The sequence below is a fragment of the Acinetobacter sp. ANC 4169 genome, from assembly GCF_002135355.1.
Lineage (GTDB): Bacteria > Pseudomonadota > Gammaproteobacteria > Pseudomonadales > Moraxellaceae > Acinetobacter.
In genome coordinates this window covers 81,647-98,633 of record NZ_NEGE01000011.1, presented here as the reverse complement: position 1 = coordinate 98,633, position 16,987 = coordinate 81,647, and the positions used below count along the sequence as shown (strand labels likewise).

Sequence of the window (16,987 nt, the reverse complement as noted above, 5' to 3'; positions counted from 1 at the left end):
GATTAATTATCAAGCGATTCTAAACGAATTCGTACAATTTCGCCATGAATGAAGGGCAATGCTTGAATTTGTTGCAACGCTTCATCCATTTTTGATTCAACGATAGGATCAGTTAAAATCACGATCGGAATCAGGTCTTTTAAACGCGACTGCTGCATGATGGCATCAATACTGATGCCGGCACGACTTAAAATCGTGGTGACATCGGCGAGCACGCCCATTTGATCTTCGGCATTAATACGGATGTAGTAGCCTGTGGTCATTTGTTCACGCGTTAAAATTGGTAAATCCGTGAGGGCTTCAAAGGCCAATTGCGGAATGGTTCCTGCGCCATCTTCGGTATAAATAATATCACGGACAATGTCGACTACATCCGCGACTACCGCAGAAGCGGTTGGACCTGCGCCTGCGCCTGCGCCGTAATAAAGGGTTGGGCCAACAGCATTGGCTTGTACCAGAACCGCATTTTTCACGCCGTTGACATTGGCAATCAGTTGGTCATCTGGAATTAAAGTAGGATGCACACGTAATTCAATTCCGGCATCGGTACGACGTGCAATACCCAAGTGTTTGATACGGAAACCCAAGTCTTCTGCATATTTCACATCTTGTGCAGTAACTTTGCCAATGCCTTCTGTAAAGACTTTATCAAACTGTAGTGGAATACCAAATGCACATGAAGCCAAAATGGTCAGTTTATGTGCAGCATCAATCCCTTCGACGTCAAAAGTCGGATCGGCTTCGGCATAACCCAGTTCTTGTGCTTCTTTCAGCACATCTTCAAAAGCACGACCTTTTTCACGCATTTCACTTAAAATAAAGTTGCCAGTACCGTTAATGATCCCTGCTAACCAGTCAATTTTATTGGCAGCCAAACCTTCACGAATCACTTTAATAATTGGAATACCGCCGGCAACTGCCGCTTCATAGGCAATTTGCACGGCATTGTCTTCAGCCGCTTTAAATAGTTCATTACCGTGTTCAGCCAAGAGTGCCTTGTTGGCAGTCACAATATGTTTGCCATGTTTCATGGCTTCCATGATGACTTCATAGGCCGGATGAATTCCGCCCATAACTTCAACCACAACGTCAACATCAGGTTGACGTACAATTTCCAGAAGATCGGCACTTTGTTTGATAGATTCTGGAAGATCCAAATCAGGACGTGGACGACGTGTGCCTACATGGGTGATTTGAATTTCTCGACCGGTGCGACGTTTAATCTCAGCAGCATTTTCTTTTAGTAGTTTAAGGGCACCACCACCCACAGTACCAAGACCGAGGATTGCCAGACGAACTGGTTTCACGTCACACTCCAAATATGTATTCAACTTTAAGCGAAACTAGATCATAGCTAAAAAAACCGCCAGACTCTAGGGTAGATATCACTTTATCTCTACCTATTAAATTTAGTAAATGAATTGATAAAAATTAGTTATTTAAACGCTGCACCAATTCTTCGGGCGATAGATATCCACCCAGGTAAACACCCTCGCTATTATAAATCGCCGGAGTACCATTGACGCCCATATTCAAGCCTAATTGATATTGATCTTTCACTGGATTTTTACAGGTCGCTGGAGCAAGCGGTGCACCGGCAATCGCCTGATCGAATGCAGCTTGACGGTCTTCATTGCACCATACACTTTCCATGGCTGGCATGAACTGTTCGCCACGTGGCCATGCGATATAGCGCACTTCAATACCCTGGGCATTAATTTCAGCCATATGTTCATGTAATTTATGACAATACGGACAGCTGGCATCGGTAAAGACATAGATCACATGTTTAGTCTTGCCTTTGGCTTTATAAACCAGCAGATCTTCGGTTTTTAGGTTGGCCAGCAGTTTTTTGTTGGTTTCGGACTGCAGGCTTTCACTGACATTGTGAATTTTACTGTCGCCTAAACGCAGTACATCACCCTGAATAATGTATTTGCCATCGGCAGTGGCATATACAGATGACATGCCTTCGAGAGTGACCCAATACAGATTAGGGACTTCAGTCGCTTTAATATTTAAAATTTTGGCATTGATATTGGCTTTCTTGAAATGCTGCTGCAAGGTGTTGACCAAACGTTGCTGAGCATTGCGTTCTGAAAGGTTGGATGCTTCCCCGGTTGCAGGTGCGCTAGCGGTTAAAGTATTTTGCTTTTTTTCATCATTATTCGAATTGGAGCAGGCCGTTAATCCCAAGCCGGCAACAAGCGTACATGCGAGAAAAATTTTTGAACGGGTAAATAACATAAACAACCCTTTCTTGTAGGTATAAAAAACAGGTGAATAAGCATAACAAAAAAAAATGCCTGAAATAAAACTTCTTAGTCTGATATTTACTGCCGTTAAGCGCGCGGGTGATAAGTGGCATGTAACTGTTGCATGCGAACCTGAGCCACGTGGGTATAAATTTGCGTGGTGGATAAATCGCTATGCCCAAGCAGCATCTGTACCACACGTAAGTCGGCGCCATGATTGAGTAAATGGGTGGCAAAAGCATGACGTAGAGTATGCGGTGAAAGTTCGGCCTGAATCCCCGCTTGTAGCGCATAGCGCTTAATGGCATACCAAAAATTTTGCCGGCTCATGATGCCGCCATGCTGGGTTAAAAACACATAGTCAGTGGCAGATTTATACAGGCTGGCGCGTGCTTGCTGCAGATATTTTTCAATCCATTCACAGGCTACCTGTCCCAACGGAACCAGACGTTCCTTATTGCCTTTACCGACAATACGCAAATAGCCCTGTTTTAGATTAATCAGTTCCAGTCTTAAATTGAGCAATTCAGATACCCGCAGCCCGCAAGCGTAGAGGACTTCAAACATTGCCCGGTCACGTAAGCCCAGAGCGGTATTGATATCTGGTGCATTAATTAAGGCTTCCACATCGGCTTCAGATAAATCTTTCGGTAAGGCCCGCCCAATTTTAGGGGTTTTATGGGTTGCAACCGGATTATCACTACGTAATTTTTGCTCACGCAGAAATTTATAAAAGGAACGCAGGGCAGAAAGTGAGCGGGCAATCGAGCGCGGACTTTTTCCCTGTTGGGTCAGGTTTAATAAAACATCGGAAATGTCATCACTGCTCCAGTCTGGCATGGCAACAGCACTGCATTCACTACATTGAATTAAATCAGAGAGATAGGCATTACGAGTATGCGGGCTGACGGTTTGGGCAATTAAATAATCTCGAAAGCTCTGCAAAAAACTTAAATGTTCAGGAATGTTTACAGCTGCGGGAATACGAGGCTTTTTATTGAGCATGTCACTTCTACGTTAAATGAAAACCCCAAGTTTTTCTTGGTCTTGATCAATGTAGACCAATTTTTTTGCAATGTCGAACGCGGCATACAAGATGAGAATTGGAATAAACCTTACTTGGTAATTATTCTCATTTGTTTGTATACTGTAGCAAATATTTTAGGATTAGATGCGGTGCGATTATCTGATTTGAAAGTGAAACAAACGGCCATCATTAGCAAAGTGAATCGTACTTTGGATGGTGATACAGCTCAGACCGATCTGGTAGCGAGTCGTTTAGAAACTTTAGGTTTTGTACCGGGGACAAAAGTTCAGGTCATTACCAAAGGTATTTTTGGTGGCGATCCTATTCTGATTCAGGTGGGGTTTACCCGTTTCGCACTGCGCAAAGTTGAAGCTGAAAAAATTGAAATTGAAGAGGGGATCACTGCATGAGTGATGCGCTACGTATTGCCCTTGTAGGTAACCCGAACTGTGGTAAAACATCATTATTCAACCATTTGACCGGAACACGGCAAAAAGTGGCCAACTATGCAGGGGTCACGGTTGAACGAAAGGTTGGGCAGTTTAGCCTGCCTTCAGCGCGTGTGGTTCGTGTGCTGGATTTGCCTGGGACTTATAGTCTGAATGCGACCAGCCCGGATGAAGCCATCACCCGTGATGTGGTGCAGGGCAAAATTGCCGAAGAAGGTGATCAGGATGCTTTCCTGTGTGTGGTGGATGCCACCAACTTAAAATTGCATCTCGGTCTGGTTCTGGAAATGATCGAGCTGGGACGTCCTATTCTGCTTGTGCTGAATATGATGGATGAAGCACGCCGCCGTGGCATGCAGATCAATACGCAAAAATTATCGCAGCGTTTAGGTATTCCTGTAGTGGAAACTGTGGCGGTGCGTAATGCAGGAATTGAAAACCTGATGGGCGCGCTGGATGCTGAAACATTTAGAACGCCTAACACTGAACTGAGCGATGTCAAAATTTCCGGTTCAAATCATGAAAAAATTGCCCAGATTTTAAAAGATGTGGTGGTTTTCGTTGACCATGAAGATAAGCGTTCTGATTTTCTGGATAAAATTTTCTTGCATCCAGTGTTTGGCTTAATCAGTCTGGCCGTGATGATGTTTATTATCTTCCAGGCAGTATTCGCTTGGGCTGCGCCATTTATGGATGGGATTGAAGCAGTCTTCGGATGGCTGGGAGAAACCGTGGGTGAGCATATTGCACATCCATTGCTGAATAGTCTGGTGGTGGACGGCATTATTGCCGGTGCGGGCGGTGTAGTGGTGTTCTTGCCACAGATTCTGATCCTGTTTTTCTTCATTTTGGTATTGGAAGAGTCCGGCTATTTGCCACGTGCAGCATTCTTGCTGGATAAATTGATGTTTAAGGCTGGCTTAAGTGGACGTGCCTTTATTCCATTGCTATCCAGTTTTGCCTGTGCTGTGCCGGGCATTATGGCAACCCGTAGCATCAGCGATCCGCGTGACCGGTTGACCACTATTTTAGTTGCGCCATTGATGACCTGTTCTGCGCGTTTGCCGGTCTATGCCTTACTGATTTCAGCCTTTATTCCAGCAAAAATGGTGTGGGGCATGTTTAACCTGCAAGGTTTGGTGCTGTTCGCGCTGTATATGGCGGGTATTGTCAGTGCCCTGATTGTGGCGACTGTGCTGAAATTCTTCCAGAAAGACAAATCCCAACATGCTTTGTTGATGGAATTGCCAAGTTACCGTTTTCCGGATGTTAAAAGTGTCTGGATTGGCTTGCTCGACCGCGCCAAGATCTTCTTGAAGCGTGTGGGTGGCATCATTTTTGCCCTGTCTATTTTACTGTGGTTTCTGTGTACTTTCCCACAAGCCCCAGATGGTGCGACTGCCCCGGCAATTGATTATTCCTTTGCCGGTATGCTGGGTCATGTGATGCAGCCGATTTTTGCGCCATTGGGCTTTAACTGGCAGATCTGTATTGCCCTGATTCCAGCCATGGCGGCTCGTGAAGTGGTGGTTGCAGCACTCGGTACCGTCTATGCCTTGTCTGCAGCTGATGATGATGCGGTCGCACAAGGCTTATCGACTTTAATCAGTAGCGGTGATTTGGCATGGTCATTGGCAACCGGTTTATCTTTGCTGGTGTGGTTTATTTATGCGCCGCATTGTCTAGCGACGCTGGCAACGGTAAAGCGTGAAACTGGTTCATTCAAAACTGTAACGTTTATGACCATTTATCTGTTTGGACTGGCGTATCTCATGTCATTCCTGACTTATCAAATTGCTTCACATTACTTTGGATAATTTTACTTTGGATAATTTTGTCCAAAGCTAAACAAGTGAAAGGAGACTGAAATGATTGAAATTCTCATTGTGGCTGCTTTGGTCATTTGGAGTGCTGTGGTGGTGTTTAAGAAAGTTTTTCCGAAAGCATCATATTCAGTCTTCAGCTCGCTTTCGAACGGCTGCCAAAAACAGGGCTGGACCGTTCTGGCAAAATGGTTAAAACCTGCAATGGTCTCTGGCTGCGGTGGAAGTTGTGGATGTTCGGCCTCAGACAGTCCTGCCAAGAAAAAACCTGAAGTCCAGGCAGTAAAGTGGAAATAAAATCTACTGCCGGGAAAAAAATTGAAAACCGTCATTTTTATGACGGTTTTTTTACGCACTGACACAAAAAAGCCGAGATAAAGTCAAAACAGAAAAAGCATTCAAAACAGCAAAGTGCTAACATTTTGTCAGTTTTGAAAACGTAGCAAAAAATGGGGCAAAAATGTTAATACAGCGTGGTGGGTTAAAAGTCGTTGCAGGACTCGGAATTTCAGGTGTTGCAGCAGTAAATTTCTTACATGAAAATGGCTACCGCGTTGCAGTAACAGATTCTCGAAAGACACCACCCGGGCATGACCAGATTCCGGCAGCAGTGCAAACCAGTTTTGGTCAGCTCGATCAAGAGCTATTGTTGCAAGCTGAAGAAATCGTGATTAGCCCGGGGCTTGATCCGAAACTGCCTGAAATCCAGGCTGCGCTTGCCCAAGGCATTCCGGTGGTGAGTGAAATTCAGATTTTGCGCCGTGCAACCGATAAACCGATTGTGGCCATTACCGGCTCAAATGCCAAAAGTACCGTAACCACACTCATTGGCCTGATGGCGAAAGATGCCGGCAAAAAAGTGGCTGTGGGCGGTAACTTGGGTCGTCCGGCACTGGATTTAACCAAAGATGATCCGGAACTTTATATTCTGGAATTATCCAGCTTTCAGTTGGAAACCACCTCCAATTTAAATGCTGAAGTGGCTGTGGTGCTGAATATGAGTGAAGATCATCTGGACCGTCATGGCGACATGTTTGGTTATCATACGGCAAAACACCGCATTTTCCAGGGTGTGAAAAAAGTGGTCTATAACCGTGATGATTCTTTGACCCGTCCACTGGTTCCAGATAACACACCCATGCAGAGCTTTGGTTTGAATGCACCTGATTTAAATCAATATGGTATTTTAAAAGAAGATAATGGCAGCATCTGGCTGGCACGTGGTCGTGAACGTTTATTGAACAGTTCAGACATGTACATTCAAGGTACGCATAACGTTGCCAATGCCTTGGCATGCCTGGCTTTGGGTGAGGCAATTGGCTTGCCTTTAGAGAGCATGCTGGAAACGCTGAAAACTTTTAAAGGCTTAGAGCACCGCTGTGAATTTGTCAAAGAAGTGCACGGGGTTCGTTATTATAATGACTCTAAAGGAACCAACATTGGCGCAACCTTGGCGGCTATTGATGGTCTGGGTGCAGCGATTGAACCACAGGGCGGAAAAGTCGCTATTATTCTAGGTGGTCAAGGTAAAGGGCAGGACTTTAGCGCACTTCGTGAGGCACTGACGAAATATGCCAAAGTCGCTGTGCTGATTGGTGAAGATCGACCAGTCATTGAAACCGCAATTGAAGGTACAACCACTTTAATTCATGCCGAATCTTTAAAAGAAGCGGTAGAATTGTGCCAGCAACATACCCAAGCCAATGATGTGGTGTTATTGTCACCTGCATGTGCAAGTTTTGATATGTTCAAAGGTTATAGTGAACGCGGACATCAATTTGTCGATTGTGTGAATGCACTGGCTTAAAAGAACGATAAGGAAAGTTGTATGGCTGGGTTAGCTCAGACGACCATAAATAAAATTAATCAGGTCTACAATGAGTGGGGACCGAAAATCCCCGCTGAAGTTACGCCACGTAATGTACTGATTTTTTGTGTAATCACCTTGCTGTGTATTGGTTCAATCATGGTGGCATCGGCATCGATGCCCTATGCAGACCGATTACATGAAAATGCATTTCACTATGTGATCCGACACGGCATTTCCATTTTTGTGGCAGCTGTTGCCGCATTTTTGGCTTATAAAGTGTCGCTGAATATTTGGTTTAATAATACCTTTCCACTGTGGATCATGACCATTCTGCTGCTGGCGGTGGTATTGGTCGCCGGTTCCGAGGTCAACGGTTCCACCCGATGGATTCGTATCGCCGGTTTTACCTTGCAGGCATCTGAAGTGGCCAAGGTAATGATGGCGATCTTCACTGCGGATTATGTGGTGCGAAGGGCAAAAGAGGTGAGAAACAGCGCTTCCGGCCTGTACCGCTTAGTCGGCGTGATGATCATCACTGTAGGCTTAATCCTGCTGGAGCCCGATCTGGGTGCGACTGCGGTTATCGTCCTGATGATTTTAGGCGTTTTCTTCCTGGCTGGCGCACCGCCGATTCAGTTTATTTTCTTCCTGATCGCGATTGTATTAGCTTTGGCGGCTGCGATTATCTTTGAGCCTTACCGTTTACAACGTGCCTTATCCTTTACCAACCCTTGGGCGGATCCCCTGGGCACCGGTTATCAGTTATCTAATGCACTGATGGCCTTTGGTCGGGGTGAATGGATGGGGGTAGGACTGGGTCATAGTATTCAGAAAATGTCTTATTTACCTGAAGCACATACTGACTTTATGTTGGCTATTTTAGGTGAAGAATTCGGCTTCTTCGGGATCAGTACGGTATTGATCTTGTCCTTTATGATGGTGGTGTGCTGTATCAAAATCGGACACCGTGCCTTGCAGCACCAATACTTGCGTGCAGGCTATCTGGCCTATGGCATCAGTATTATCTTCTTGCTGCAAATCCTGGTAAATGCCGGGATGAATATGGGCATGCTGCCGACCAAAGGTTTGACCTTGCCGTTTATTAGTTATGGTGGTTCATCGTTAATTATGTGTGCAGTGATGATCAGCCTGATTTTGAAGATTGATGCCACCACACAAAAAGCCAATCCAAGCAAAGAAGAATCCAGCTTCTAGCCCCAAGCTGGCAATCAATTCGGCTAGGCATGGTTCAGTACCGTGCTTGGCATTTCAGTTCCACAATGCAGACATTTCACAAATTCTCCTTTTGCTTTTGAAAGGGGAATCAGTGGAATAAAAAATAAAGAAAAATAATTGCGTTGCTGTTTCAATTCATAAGCGCTGCGTGTTCTGCAGACTGGACAAAGAAACTGACTTTTCTCCACTACCTTGGTTTTAGGACCAATGCCAAATATAAAAAACATCTTCGGCCCGCCATTTCTGTTGTAGATTTTTTTAGCTTAACGCTAATCTAGATTTTATAAATAGCTGCCTTGTAGCTCGGTTGTATGTGGAATCAAGTCAATATTCCATTGAGCAATAGCCTGTTTCAGCATATTTTCTGGCGTGTCTACATCAACTTCTGGCTGATGCAAAGCGCGAATGGCCTGCTGTAGTAATTCAGGTGCGCGCTTGAGATCAAGCGCTTGCGCCAGATTCTGTTTAGAGAGTTTTTGCCCCTGATCATTCATCGCCAAAGGCAGATGCATATATTCAAGTTTGCGATAGCCTAGTAGCGAACCGAGCCAGATTTGCCGTTCGGTATTGTCTAGCAGGTCAGCCCCACGAACCACATGAGTCATGCCTTGTAAGTAATCATCGACCACCACAGCCAACTGGTAATTGATAATGCCATCACGACGTTTCAGCACAAAGTCACCGAGGTCTTGTTGCAGGTTGCAACAATGCTTGCCTTGCAGGCGATCAGTGAAGCAAATCTGTTGATTGGAGACTTTCAGACGGATGGCTTGCTGCTCAAAAGGCAGATGTAAATCTCGGCAGGTTCCGGCATAAATATGATTGGAACCGAGCATTTTACGGGTGCATTGGCAGGCATAGACCCAACCTTGCTGATGCAGCTGCTCAATCACAGACTCATAAATATCGAGGCGGTCTTTTTGGAAAATGATCTCGGCATCAGGTTCGAACTGGAACGCATCGATTGAACGCAGAATATGTTCTTCACTACCGGGGTAAATGCGAGGAATGTCGGTATCTTCAATCCGGACCAGCCATTGACCCTGATGGGCACGGGCATCGCAATAACTGGCCACAGCGGTAATGAGTGAGCCAAAATGCAAAGGGCCGGTTGGCGATGGCGCAAACCGGCCCATATAAGCCATCCTGTTATCCCCCTCCTTTATTAAAGGAGGGGTTAGGGGAGGATTATTGGATAACATCATTAACCGTTATTTTGTTTCTCTTTGATTTCTGCTAGCGTTTTGCAGTCAATACAAAGGGTAGCTGTTGGACGTGCTTCAAGACGACGCAGACCAATTTCAATACCACAAGTTTCACAGAAACCGTAATCATCGTTTTTAATCGCTTCAATTGATTGTTCAATCTTGCGAATCAGCTTACGTTCACGGTCACGAGTACGGAGTTCAATAGCAAACTCTTCTTCCTGGGTTGCACGGTCATTCACATCAGGCAAAGCTGTATTTTCGTCTTGCATGGTGTTTAAGGTGCGGTCTACTTCAGACATCAGCTCTGCTTTCCAGGCCAGTAAAATCTGGCGGAAATGCTCAAGTTGTCCTTCAGACATGTATTCTTCATTTTTTTTAGGCTGATAAGGTGCAATACCAAATAAGCTAGCAGTAGAACCACTTTCTGACGCTTTTGGCTTCGTTTTACGCACGCGTTTTGTAGATTTTTCATCTACAACATCAGTTTGTTCGTCCAAGACTTGATTTTGGTTGTCATTCGCCATATAGGGCATTCCTCATCATATACGTATTATCTATACGCAAAAAATATGGTGATATGCAAGTGTTTTTATCCAACCCTAAGGAGATTTTCCTTCGAGGGTCGTCATCATATAGACTTTTTTTGCTTTTTGATAGTCTTTGATGCTTGGATTCTATCGACCATGCTTCCTTTAGAAGGCATAAAGTAATAGAAAAAAAACAAAATGAAAAGTTAATAACCTGAAATTTCACTATTAATTTGTTGTCGTGCTGTTAGAACCCGATGAATTTGGGTTTCAAGCTCACCATTGGCTTTCAGATGCAGGACACGAAAACCTGGCGCTTCATCATCCAGGGCAAAATCTTCACTTAAGGGTTTGAACTGAACACAGGTGGATGGGGTAGAAAAAAACTGGATGTGCTGCCATTCATGCCAAGAATCCTGATGCACATGACCAAAAATAACCGCTTTGACATTAGTGTGTTTGGCCAGAATGTCGGTTAAATTTTCAGTGTTTTTCAGGATGTGCTGATCGATCCATTTTGATTGCATTTCAAAGGGATGATGATGACATGCCACGATCACGAATTGCTGTTGCAGTTTTGCTAAAAGCCTATCCAGTTGTTGCAGTTGCTCTTGCTCAATCCAGCCATCGGTTCGGTCTTGTACTGCACTGTTTAATAGCACAAAGCTCCATCTGCCAAAATGAATGGCCTGCGCCTCGTCCTTATTTTGGTAGAAAGGGAATAGATCCAGATCGTCATGGTTACCCGGAATTTGATAAAACGGGATTCCCAGCGTCTGCATAAAAGATAAATAACGGCTATAGGTCTCTGCGACCGGGACTTGAGCCAAATCACCGGTATGGATAATGGCATCGGTATTCGGATAGCGTTGCTGAATTTGCTTGATGACTGCATGAAAGCTGTGCTCAGGATTCATATGCACAAATTCTAAATCATCCTGATTCATCAGATGTGTGTCTGAAATCTGAATAATGGTCCAGTCTTGCTGGTCTTGATTATGCGGGTATAAAGTCATGTCCGACTCCTTAGACATTCCTTGTTGTTTTAATATGTTGTTGCAGCCATTGCAAGGCCATTATGACCGGCGCATTCTTTAAGCGACCATTGCTCATTAAAGTGGCTATTTGCTTATAATCAATAATATGCAATTGAATGTTTTCCCCTTCATCCGGCATGCCAAAGACTCCACCGTGTTGAGGCAGATGCGCTTCAGCACTGTATAAATGGAACAGTTCAGAACAGGCGCCTGCCGAAGGATAGAAGCTGAATAAGTGCTGTAACTGATCAATCTTACAACCCGATTCCTCCAGACTCTCACGGCGTATACAGCTTTCCGGCGATTCATCACCATCCAATACACCGGCAATCACTTCCAGTTGCCACGGAGAATCTGCATCGTCCATCGCACCGACACGGAATTGTTCAATCAAGGCAAATTTTTGCTGCGCATCATTATAAATCAGCACACCCGCAGCTTCAGGCCGGTGAATCAGTTCACGTTGCATGACCGGAGTGAATTCGCTCTGGTTAAATAAACGATGGCAGAGATTCACTTTTTCAACCTGAATGAAGCCACGAAAAAGATATTCACGGGACTGAATTTTGACTTGGTCGCTGTTATATGTGGCTTGTCTAATAATATTCATATAGCTCAGTCAGGATGAAAAGCATACATTCATCCTAACTGAGAATTTCATGAAAATAAAAGATTTTTTTTTAAGAATTACAGCTTGTGGTACAATTTTTGACCACGTTCATGGTAGCTGGTTTTCATGGCATTCAAACCTGCTTCAATCTCTGGATTCTGTTCTTGATGCTGTCCCTCGTTACGTTGATTTTTCGCATAATCCCTCACATTTTGAGTAATCTTCATCGAACAGAATTTAGGGCCACACATGGAACAGAAATGTGCAGATTTATGTGCTTCCTTCGGCATGGTTTCATCATGCATGCTGCGTGCAGTATCCGGGTCCAGACTCAAATTGAATTGATCTTCCCAGCGGAATTCGAAACGCGCTTTGGATAAGGCATTATCCCGCACCTGCGAACCCGGATGTCCCTTGGCCAAGTCGGCAGCATGGGCGGCAATTTTATAGGTGATGATGCCGTCTTTGACATCTTTCTTGTTCGGCAAACCTAAATGCTCTTTAGGTGTGACATAGCACAGCATGGCCGTACCGTACCAGCCAATCATGGCAGCACCAATCGCTGAAGTAATATGGTCATAGCCCGGAGCAATATCGGTGGTTAAAGGGCCTAGTGTATAAAAGGGTGCTTCCTTACAGACTTCCAGTTGCAGATCCATATTTTCTTTGATCATGTGCATGGGCACATGGCCCGGACCTTCAATCATCACCTGTACATCATGCTCCCAGGCACGATGGGTCAGCTCGCCCAAAGTGCGCAGTTCACTAAACTGTGCTTCGTCATTGGCATCCTGAATACAGCCAGGACGCAAACCATCACCCAGACTAAAGGACACGTCATAGGCTTTCATAATTTCACAGATCTCATCGAAATGAGTATAGAGGAAATTCTCTTGATGATGGGCCAGACACCACTGCGCCATAATGGAACCGCCACGCGACACAATTCCGGTTAAGCGGTTGGCAGTCAGCGGCACGTATCTTAAAAGCACGCCGGCATGAATGGTGAAGTAATCCACGCCTTGTTCAGCCTGTTCAATCAAGGTGTCTTTAAAGATTTCCCAGGTTAAATCTTCGGCAACGCCATCGACTTTTTCCAAAGCTTGATAGATTGGAACGGTACCAATCGGAACAGGGGAGTTACGGATAATCCATTCACGGGTTTCATGAATGTTTTTCCCGGTCGATAAATCCATGATGGTGTCAGCACCCCAGCGCGTCGCCCAGGTCATTTTCGCCACTTCTTCATCAATGCTGGAACCGAGGGCAGAGTTGCCGATGTTGGCATTGATTTTCACCAGAAAATTACGCCCGATGATCATCGGCTCAATTTCAGGGTGGTTAATATTGGCCGGAATAATCGCACGGCCTTCAGCCACTTCCTGACGCACAAATTCGGGGGTGATTTCAGTCAGATTTTTGGCCCCGAAGTTTTGACCGGCATGCTGACGTGCATCTACACCTTCCTGCTGGCGCTGGTTTTCACGAATGGCGATATATTCCATTTCCGGGGTAATGATACCCTGACGTGCATAGTGCATCTGGGTCACATTTTTGCCCGCTTTGGCACGACGCGGCTGTTGAATATGGGCGAAGCGGATGTCTGCGGTGCGAATATCTTTCAGGCGTTCCTGTCCAAAAGCCGAGCTCAGGGTATTTAAACGTTCAGTATCCTGACGTTCTTCAATCCATGTTTCACGAACATTGGGCAAACCTTTATTCAGGTCAATGGCAACATTCGGGTCGGTATATACCCCTGAAGTGTCATAGACCATAATGGCAGGATTGTGTTCGCCCCCCAGACCGGTCGGGGTCTCGGTCAAGGCAATTTCACGCATGGGAACCTGAATGTCGCTACGTGAACCTTGGACATAGACTTTTTGGGAAGCGGGTAAAATTCGGGTGAGATCTTTAGCATCTTGCTCATGTTGAGCAGAAATATCAGTTGCAGAGAGATTCGTTAATTGGTGCATTGCGGTGATCCTTGTGAATGACATCAACGAATCAAGCACGACCAAAAACGTGGCTGCTTTATCCGGGTAAATTCTATTGAGAAGAATTAACATGGATAAATTGAGGGCTTAGGTTTTTTGATGGCTTGATTCCTACGCAGGTCTTAACCTGATCAGGTTCAACGGTACTCACCCTCAAATGCCATATTTGCATATAGAACTTAGGTGATCTCAGCAAGTTATTACTCGCGCTCCGTCAAGCTATGCGTCAATATTAACATGCCGTACTAGCAAAAAACATTCACATAAAATATCGCTTTTGAGTGGTTTTACTGATCATGTATAGAAAACAAATACTTAAAGGCAAACTGCATCACTAAAACAGTCACGTGGATTGGAAAGACTGAGATTTGCCAAGCCCAGATACTGATCCAGCTGTTTAACAGCCAGTTGATTTTCAGTTTGGGACTGCTGTTCCTCCGGGCTGAGCTGAACAGGAATCTCTTTGAGGCGTTGCTGTTCAGATAATTGTAAAAAATGCAGAAATTTTGTGGCTTGAGTGGCTAAATGCGAGTTTTTGACCTCGGCCAGTTTTTCAATTTCATCTAGCGAACTGCTTTGTATTGCATACTTGTCAATATAACTGTCTGAAACCGGAGAGTCTTGGGTGCCTTTAAATAAAAACAGGGTATACATCTGCAATAGATATTCGGCATCTTTACGATAGCTGCTTTTAGGATATTGATCTAAATAGTCTTCCCAAAATAGGGCCCGAGACGCAATTTCATGCGGTTCAACAATTAAGATATGCTCTGACAATACCGGCTGCATATTTTGTGTGGCCAAATTTTCAATAAAGACCTGTTCGGCTGGTGGTATATAAGGGGCGAAAATTCGGGCTAGATATTCGGGGCTGCGGCGATAATTGACCCGGCCCTTACCGCTATCAAACAGTTCAATATAAGCTTGTCCCTTATGTTTTAATAAATACTGGTCACGTAAAGTCAGCTGTTCAAAATGGTTTTGTTGAATGGTTGGATGCTGTGACAAATCAAAGGCATAGGCTTCGAATGCAGATTGTTGTGCAGCTGTTCTGTCGACTGTTAAGAAATTGTTATACATTTTAGTGGACAGGGCCAATAAATGTTGTTGTTCGGCAAATGTAGATAGCGGCAAGCATAACTTTAAATCCTGATTGATTTGTTCCAGGGCAAAAGTGGTACGTTCCGCATTAATGGCCAGCATGTTTTTTTCAAGATTTTTACATAATAACGATAAATCTACCGTTTCATCTTGTTGTGATTGTTTTTGTACCTGTTCTGGGATAGGTTGAGGCTCGGGTTTTTGACACCCGAACAGAAGCATAAAAATAAAAAAGGGAAAGCATTGCTTAACAGAAAAATTTGTTTTTAAAGGCACAGTCATTCTATATCGGGTACATGCGGCAATGATTTGTAGGGTGTCTGGATATTTTATAACTGAAAAAGTTTTTGTCTGTGTAGTATTGTGAAGGGTTTTGGTTACGCGCTGTGATCATTGACGAGTATGATGGAGATGGATCGAAATCGCATGTGCAGATTGTAAAAATTAATAAAAATCATACGGAAAATTGAGAAGATCGTTTTAATATTGCATAGCTTTTATTATAAATATGCGTGTCTATGGATGGTCGCTAGTCTAGTAGGGATTTACTATAAAAAATGAATATTAAAGTAGTCATTGGTGCATGTGCATTGCTGTTTAGCACATGGGGTCATGCTTTGGATTTGGTCGAAGCCTATCAACGGGCAAAAAGTAGCGACCCAAATTGGCAAGCCAATCTTTTACAATATGAAGCAGATCAACTCAATTTAGGCATTGCCAAAGGGAATTTGCTGCCTACAGTCACTATTTCTGGAAATGTGGCACGTAAAAGTCAGCAGACCAGTGACACCAGTATTCCGGGTTTTCCTTCAGATGCATTTGCAGCCTCATCTTCCACAACTCGACAAATTGCCATCACTGCACGCCAGCCGATCTTCCGTTGGGATGCCTGGGAAGGTTTAAAGCAGGTCAAAACTTCGGTCAGTTTGAGTGAAATTACGTTACAGTTACAGCGCCAAGAACATATTTTAAATGTCTCGGAAAGTTATTTTAATGTATTGCGTCAGCAGAGTTTAACTGTGGCCAATCTGCAAGAAGAAAAAGCCCTATTCGAACAGCTCAATGTCATGAATGCCAAATCGAAAGAAGGTCTGGTGGCAAAAAGCGATGTCAGTGAGGCCAATGCGCAATATGAAAGTGCCCGGGCTAACCGGATAGCTACACATGTGCAACTGGTTTTGGCACAGGAACAACTGGCCCAGTTAATTGGACCTTATCAAGAAAATTTGGCAGTACTCAGAGACGACTTTCAATTTCAGAAACCCTATCCTGCGGATCTGGATGCCTGGACAGCTTTGGCACTGAGCCAGAATCTGTCCGTTCAGCAGGCGCGTATACAGCAGCATTATGCAGAAGACCAGAAACGGGTAGAAAAAGCGGCCTTATATCCTCAAATTGAGGCGGTCGGTACTTATGGGTATATTAAACAATCCCCGCAAAATGTGGTGTCCAGTGATGGCCAGTTTGATCAGGTTGGCGTAGAGATGAACTGGAACGTTTATACTGGTGGAAGAACGCAAAAGTCCATTCAAAAAGCCGCGGTAAATGTGAAAAAAAGCGAATCTCAACTGGATGCCATGATTCGCAAAGCCAATACCGATGTGAAAAAATCTTATATGCAGGTGGAAACCGATCAAGCTAAATTACAGGCACGAAAAGCGGCAATGGATTCTTCAGAAGTGGTTTCACGGGCCTCTCAAGCACAGTATCGGGAAGGCTTAAAAACCATGGTCGATGTGCTGTTAGCCCAACGTAATGCTTTTTCTTCCAAACAGGATTATTTAAATGCAAAATATGATTATTTAATTCATGTCCTGCGTTTAAAAGCATCGGTCGGTAAATTGACCGAAAAAGACCTGGAAGAAATGAATGCCTGGTTGATTGACAAGTCGTTCAAGCCAGCCAGCTAA

General features: G+C 44.4%; 16 protein-coding genes and 1 riboswitch. Of the genes, 6 read left to right on the top strand and 10 right to left on the bottom strand.

What is annotated here, in order from left to right; all coding sequences use genetic code 11:
* Positions 1-2: 2 nt before the first annotated feature.
* The 3 genes from B9T26_RS09915 to xerD form a co-directional block, all read right to left on the bottom strand.
* Positions 3-1,307, bottom strand: a complete 1,305-nt coding sequence (locus tag B9T26_RS09915; protein WP_086199537.1) for a homoserine dehydrogenase — start codon at positions 1,305-1,307, stop codon at positions 3-5.
* Positions 1,308-1,431: 124 nt separating this feature from the next.
* A complete protein-coding gene (locus B9T26_RS09910) occupies positions 1,432-2,247 on the bottom strand; it encodes a DsbC family protein (protein ID WP_086199536.1) in 816 nt (271 codons plus the stop codon).
* 95 nt (positions 2,248-2,342) lie between these two features.
* Entirely contained in the window at positions 2,343-3,260 is a 918-nt protein-coding gene (xerD, locus tag B9T26_RS09905; protein WP_086199535.1) for a site-specific tyrosine recombinase XerD, read from the bottom strand.
* A 171-nt stretch (positions 3,261-3,431) separates the two neighbouring features.
* Between xerD and B9T26_RS09900 the strand changes: the two genes are divergently transcribed.
* The 5 genes from B9T26_RS09900 (at position 3,432) to ftsW (ending at position 8,579) form a co-directional block, all read left to right on the top strand.
* Positions 3,432-3,692, top strand: a complete 261-nt coding sequence (locus tag B9T26_RS09900; RefSeq protein WP_086174140.1) for a FeoA family protein — start codon at positions 3,432-3,434, stop codon at positions 3,690-3,692.
* Positions 3,689-5,548 (top strand): ferrous iron transport protein B, encoded by a 1,860-nt coding sequence (feoB, locus tag B9T26_RS09895; protein WP_086199534.1) that lies wholly within the window; start codon positions 3,689-3,691, stop codon positions 5,546-5,548. The genes B9T26_RS09900 and feoB overlap by 4 nt, the downstream gene beginning before the upstream one ends.
* Positions 5,549-5,599: 51 nt before the next feature.
* Positions 5,600-5,851, top strand: coding sequence for a DUF6587 family protein (locus tag B9T26_RS09890; RefSeq protein WP_086199533.1), 252 nt, complete (start codon positions 5,600-5,602; stop codon positions 5,849-5,851).
* A 163-nt stretch (positions 5,852-6,014) separates the two neighbouring features.
* On the top strand, positions 6,015-7,361 hold the full coding sequence (gene murD / locus B9T26_RS09885; protein ID WP_086199532.1) for a UDP-N-acetylmuramoyl-L-alanine--D-glutamate ligase: 1,347 nt from the start codon (positions 6,015-6,017) through the stop codon (positions 7,359-7,361).
* 21 nt (positions 7,362-7,382) lie between these two features.
* A complete protein-coding gene (gene ftsW / locus B9T26_RS09880) occupies positions 7,383-8,579 on the top strand; it encodes a putative lipid II flippase FtsW (RefSeq protein ID WP_086199531.1) in 1,197 nt (398 codons plus the stop codon).
* Positions 8,580-8,602: 23 nt separating this feature from the next.
* Here ftsW and B9T26_RS09875 read toward each other — a convergent pair whose 3' ends face one another.
* From B9T26_RS09875 to B9T26_RS09845, 7 genes are all read right to left on the bottom strand, one after another.
* Positions 8,603-8,827 (bottom strand): zinc-ribbon domain-containing protein, encoded by a 225-nt coding sequence (locus tag B9T26_RS09875; RefSeq protein ID WP_086174135.1) that lies wholly within the window; start codon positions 8,825-8,827, stop codon positions 8,603-8,605.
* Between the two features lie 54 nt (positions 8,828-8,881).
* Positions 8,882-9,802: a tRNA glutamyl-Q(34) synthetase GluQRS gene (gluQRS, locus tag B9T26_RS09870; RefSeq protein ID WP_171262982.1), complete on the bottom strand. Its 921-nt coding sequence runs from the start codon at positions 9,800-9,802 to the stop codon at positions 8,882-8,884.
* A 2-nt stretch (positions 9,803-9,804) separates the two neighbouring features.
* Positions 9,805-10,332, bottom strand: coding sequence for an RNA polymerase-binding protein DksA (gene dksA / locus B9T26_RS09865; protein WP_086174133.1), 528 nt, complete (start codon positions 10,330-10,332; stop codon positions 9,805-9,807).
* A gap of 209 nt (positions 10,333-10,541) precedes the next feature.
* Positions 10,542-11,351, bottom strand: a complete 810-nt coding sequence (gene cpdA / locus B9T26_RS09860) for a 3',5'-cyclic-AMP phosphodiesterase (RefSeq protein ID WP_086199529.1) — start codon at positions 11,349-11,351, stop codon at positions 10,542-10,544.
* Between the two features lie 10 nt (positions 11,352-11,361).
* Positions 11,362-11,982, bottom strand: a complete 621-nt coding sequence (locus B9T26_RS09855; RefSeq protein WP_086199528.1) for an NUDIX domain-containing protein — start codon at positions 11,980-11,982, stop codon at positions 11,362-11,364.
* Between the two features lie 77 nt (positions 11,983-12,059).
* Positions 12,060-13,955: a phosphomethylpyrimidine synthase ThiC gene (gene thiC, locus B9T26_RS09850; protein WP_086199527.1), complete on the bottom strand. Its 1,896-nt coding sequence runs from the start codon at positions 13,953-13,955 to the stop codon at positions 12,060-12,062.
* A gap of 112 nt (positions 13,956-14,067) precedes the next feature.
* A riboswitch (TPP riboswitch) is annotated at positions 14,068-14,200 on the bottom strand.
* 91 nt (positions 14,201-14,291) lie between these two features.
* The gene (locus B9T26_RS09845) at positions 14,292-15,359 is read right to left on the bottom strand and encodes a hypothetical protein (protein ID WP_205666415.1); all 1,068 of its coding nucleotides are present in this window, start codon (positions 15,357-15,359) and stop codon (positions 14,292-14,294) included.
* Between the two features lie 275 nt (positions 15,360-15,634).
* Here B9T26_RS09845 and B9T26_RS09840 point away from each other — a divergent pair, with 275 nt between their 5' ends.
* Positions 15,635-16,987, top strand: a complete 1,353-nt coding sequence (locus B9T26_RS09840; RefSeq protein WP_086199526.1) for a TolC family outer membrane protein — start codon at positions 15,635-15,637, stop codon at positions 16,985-16,987.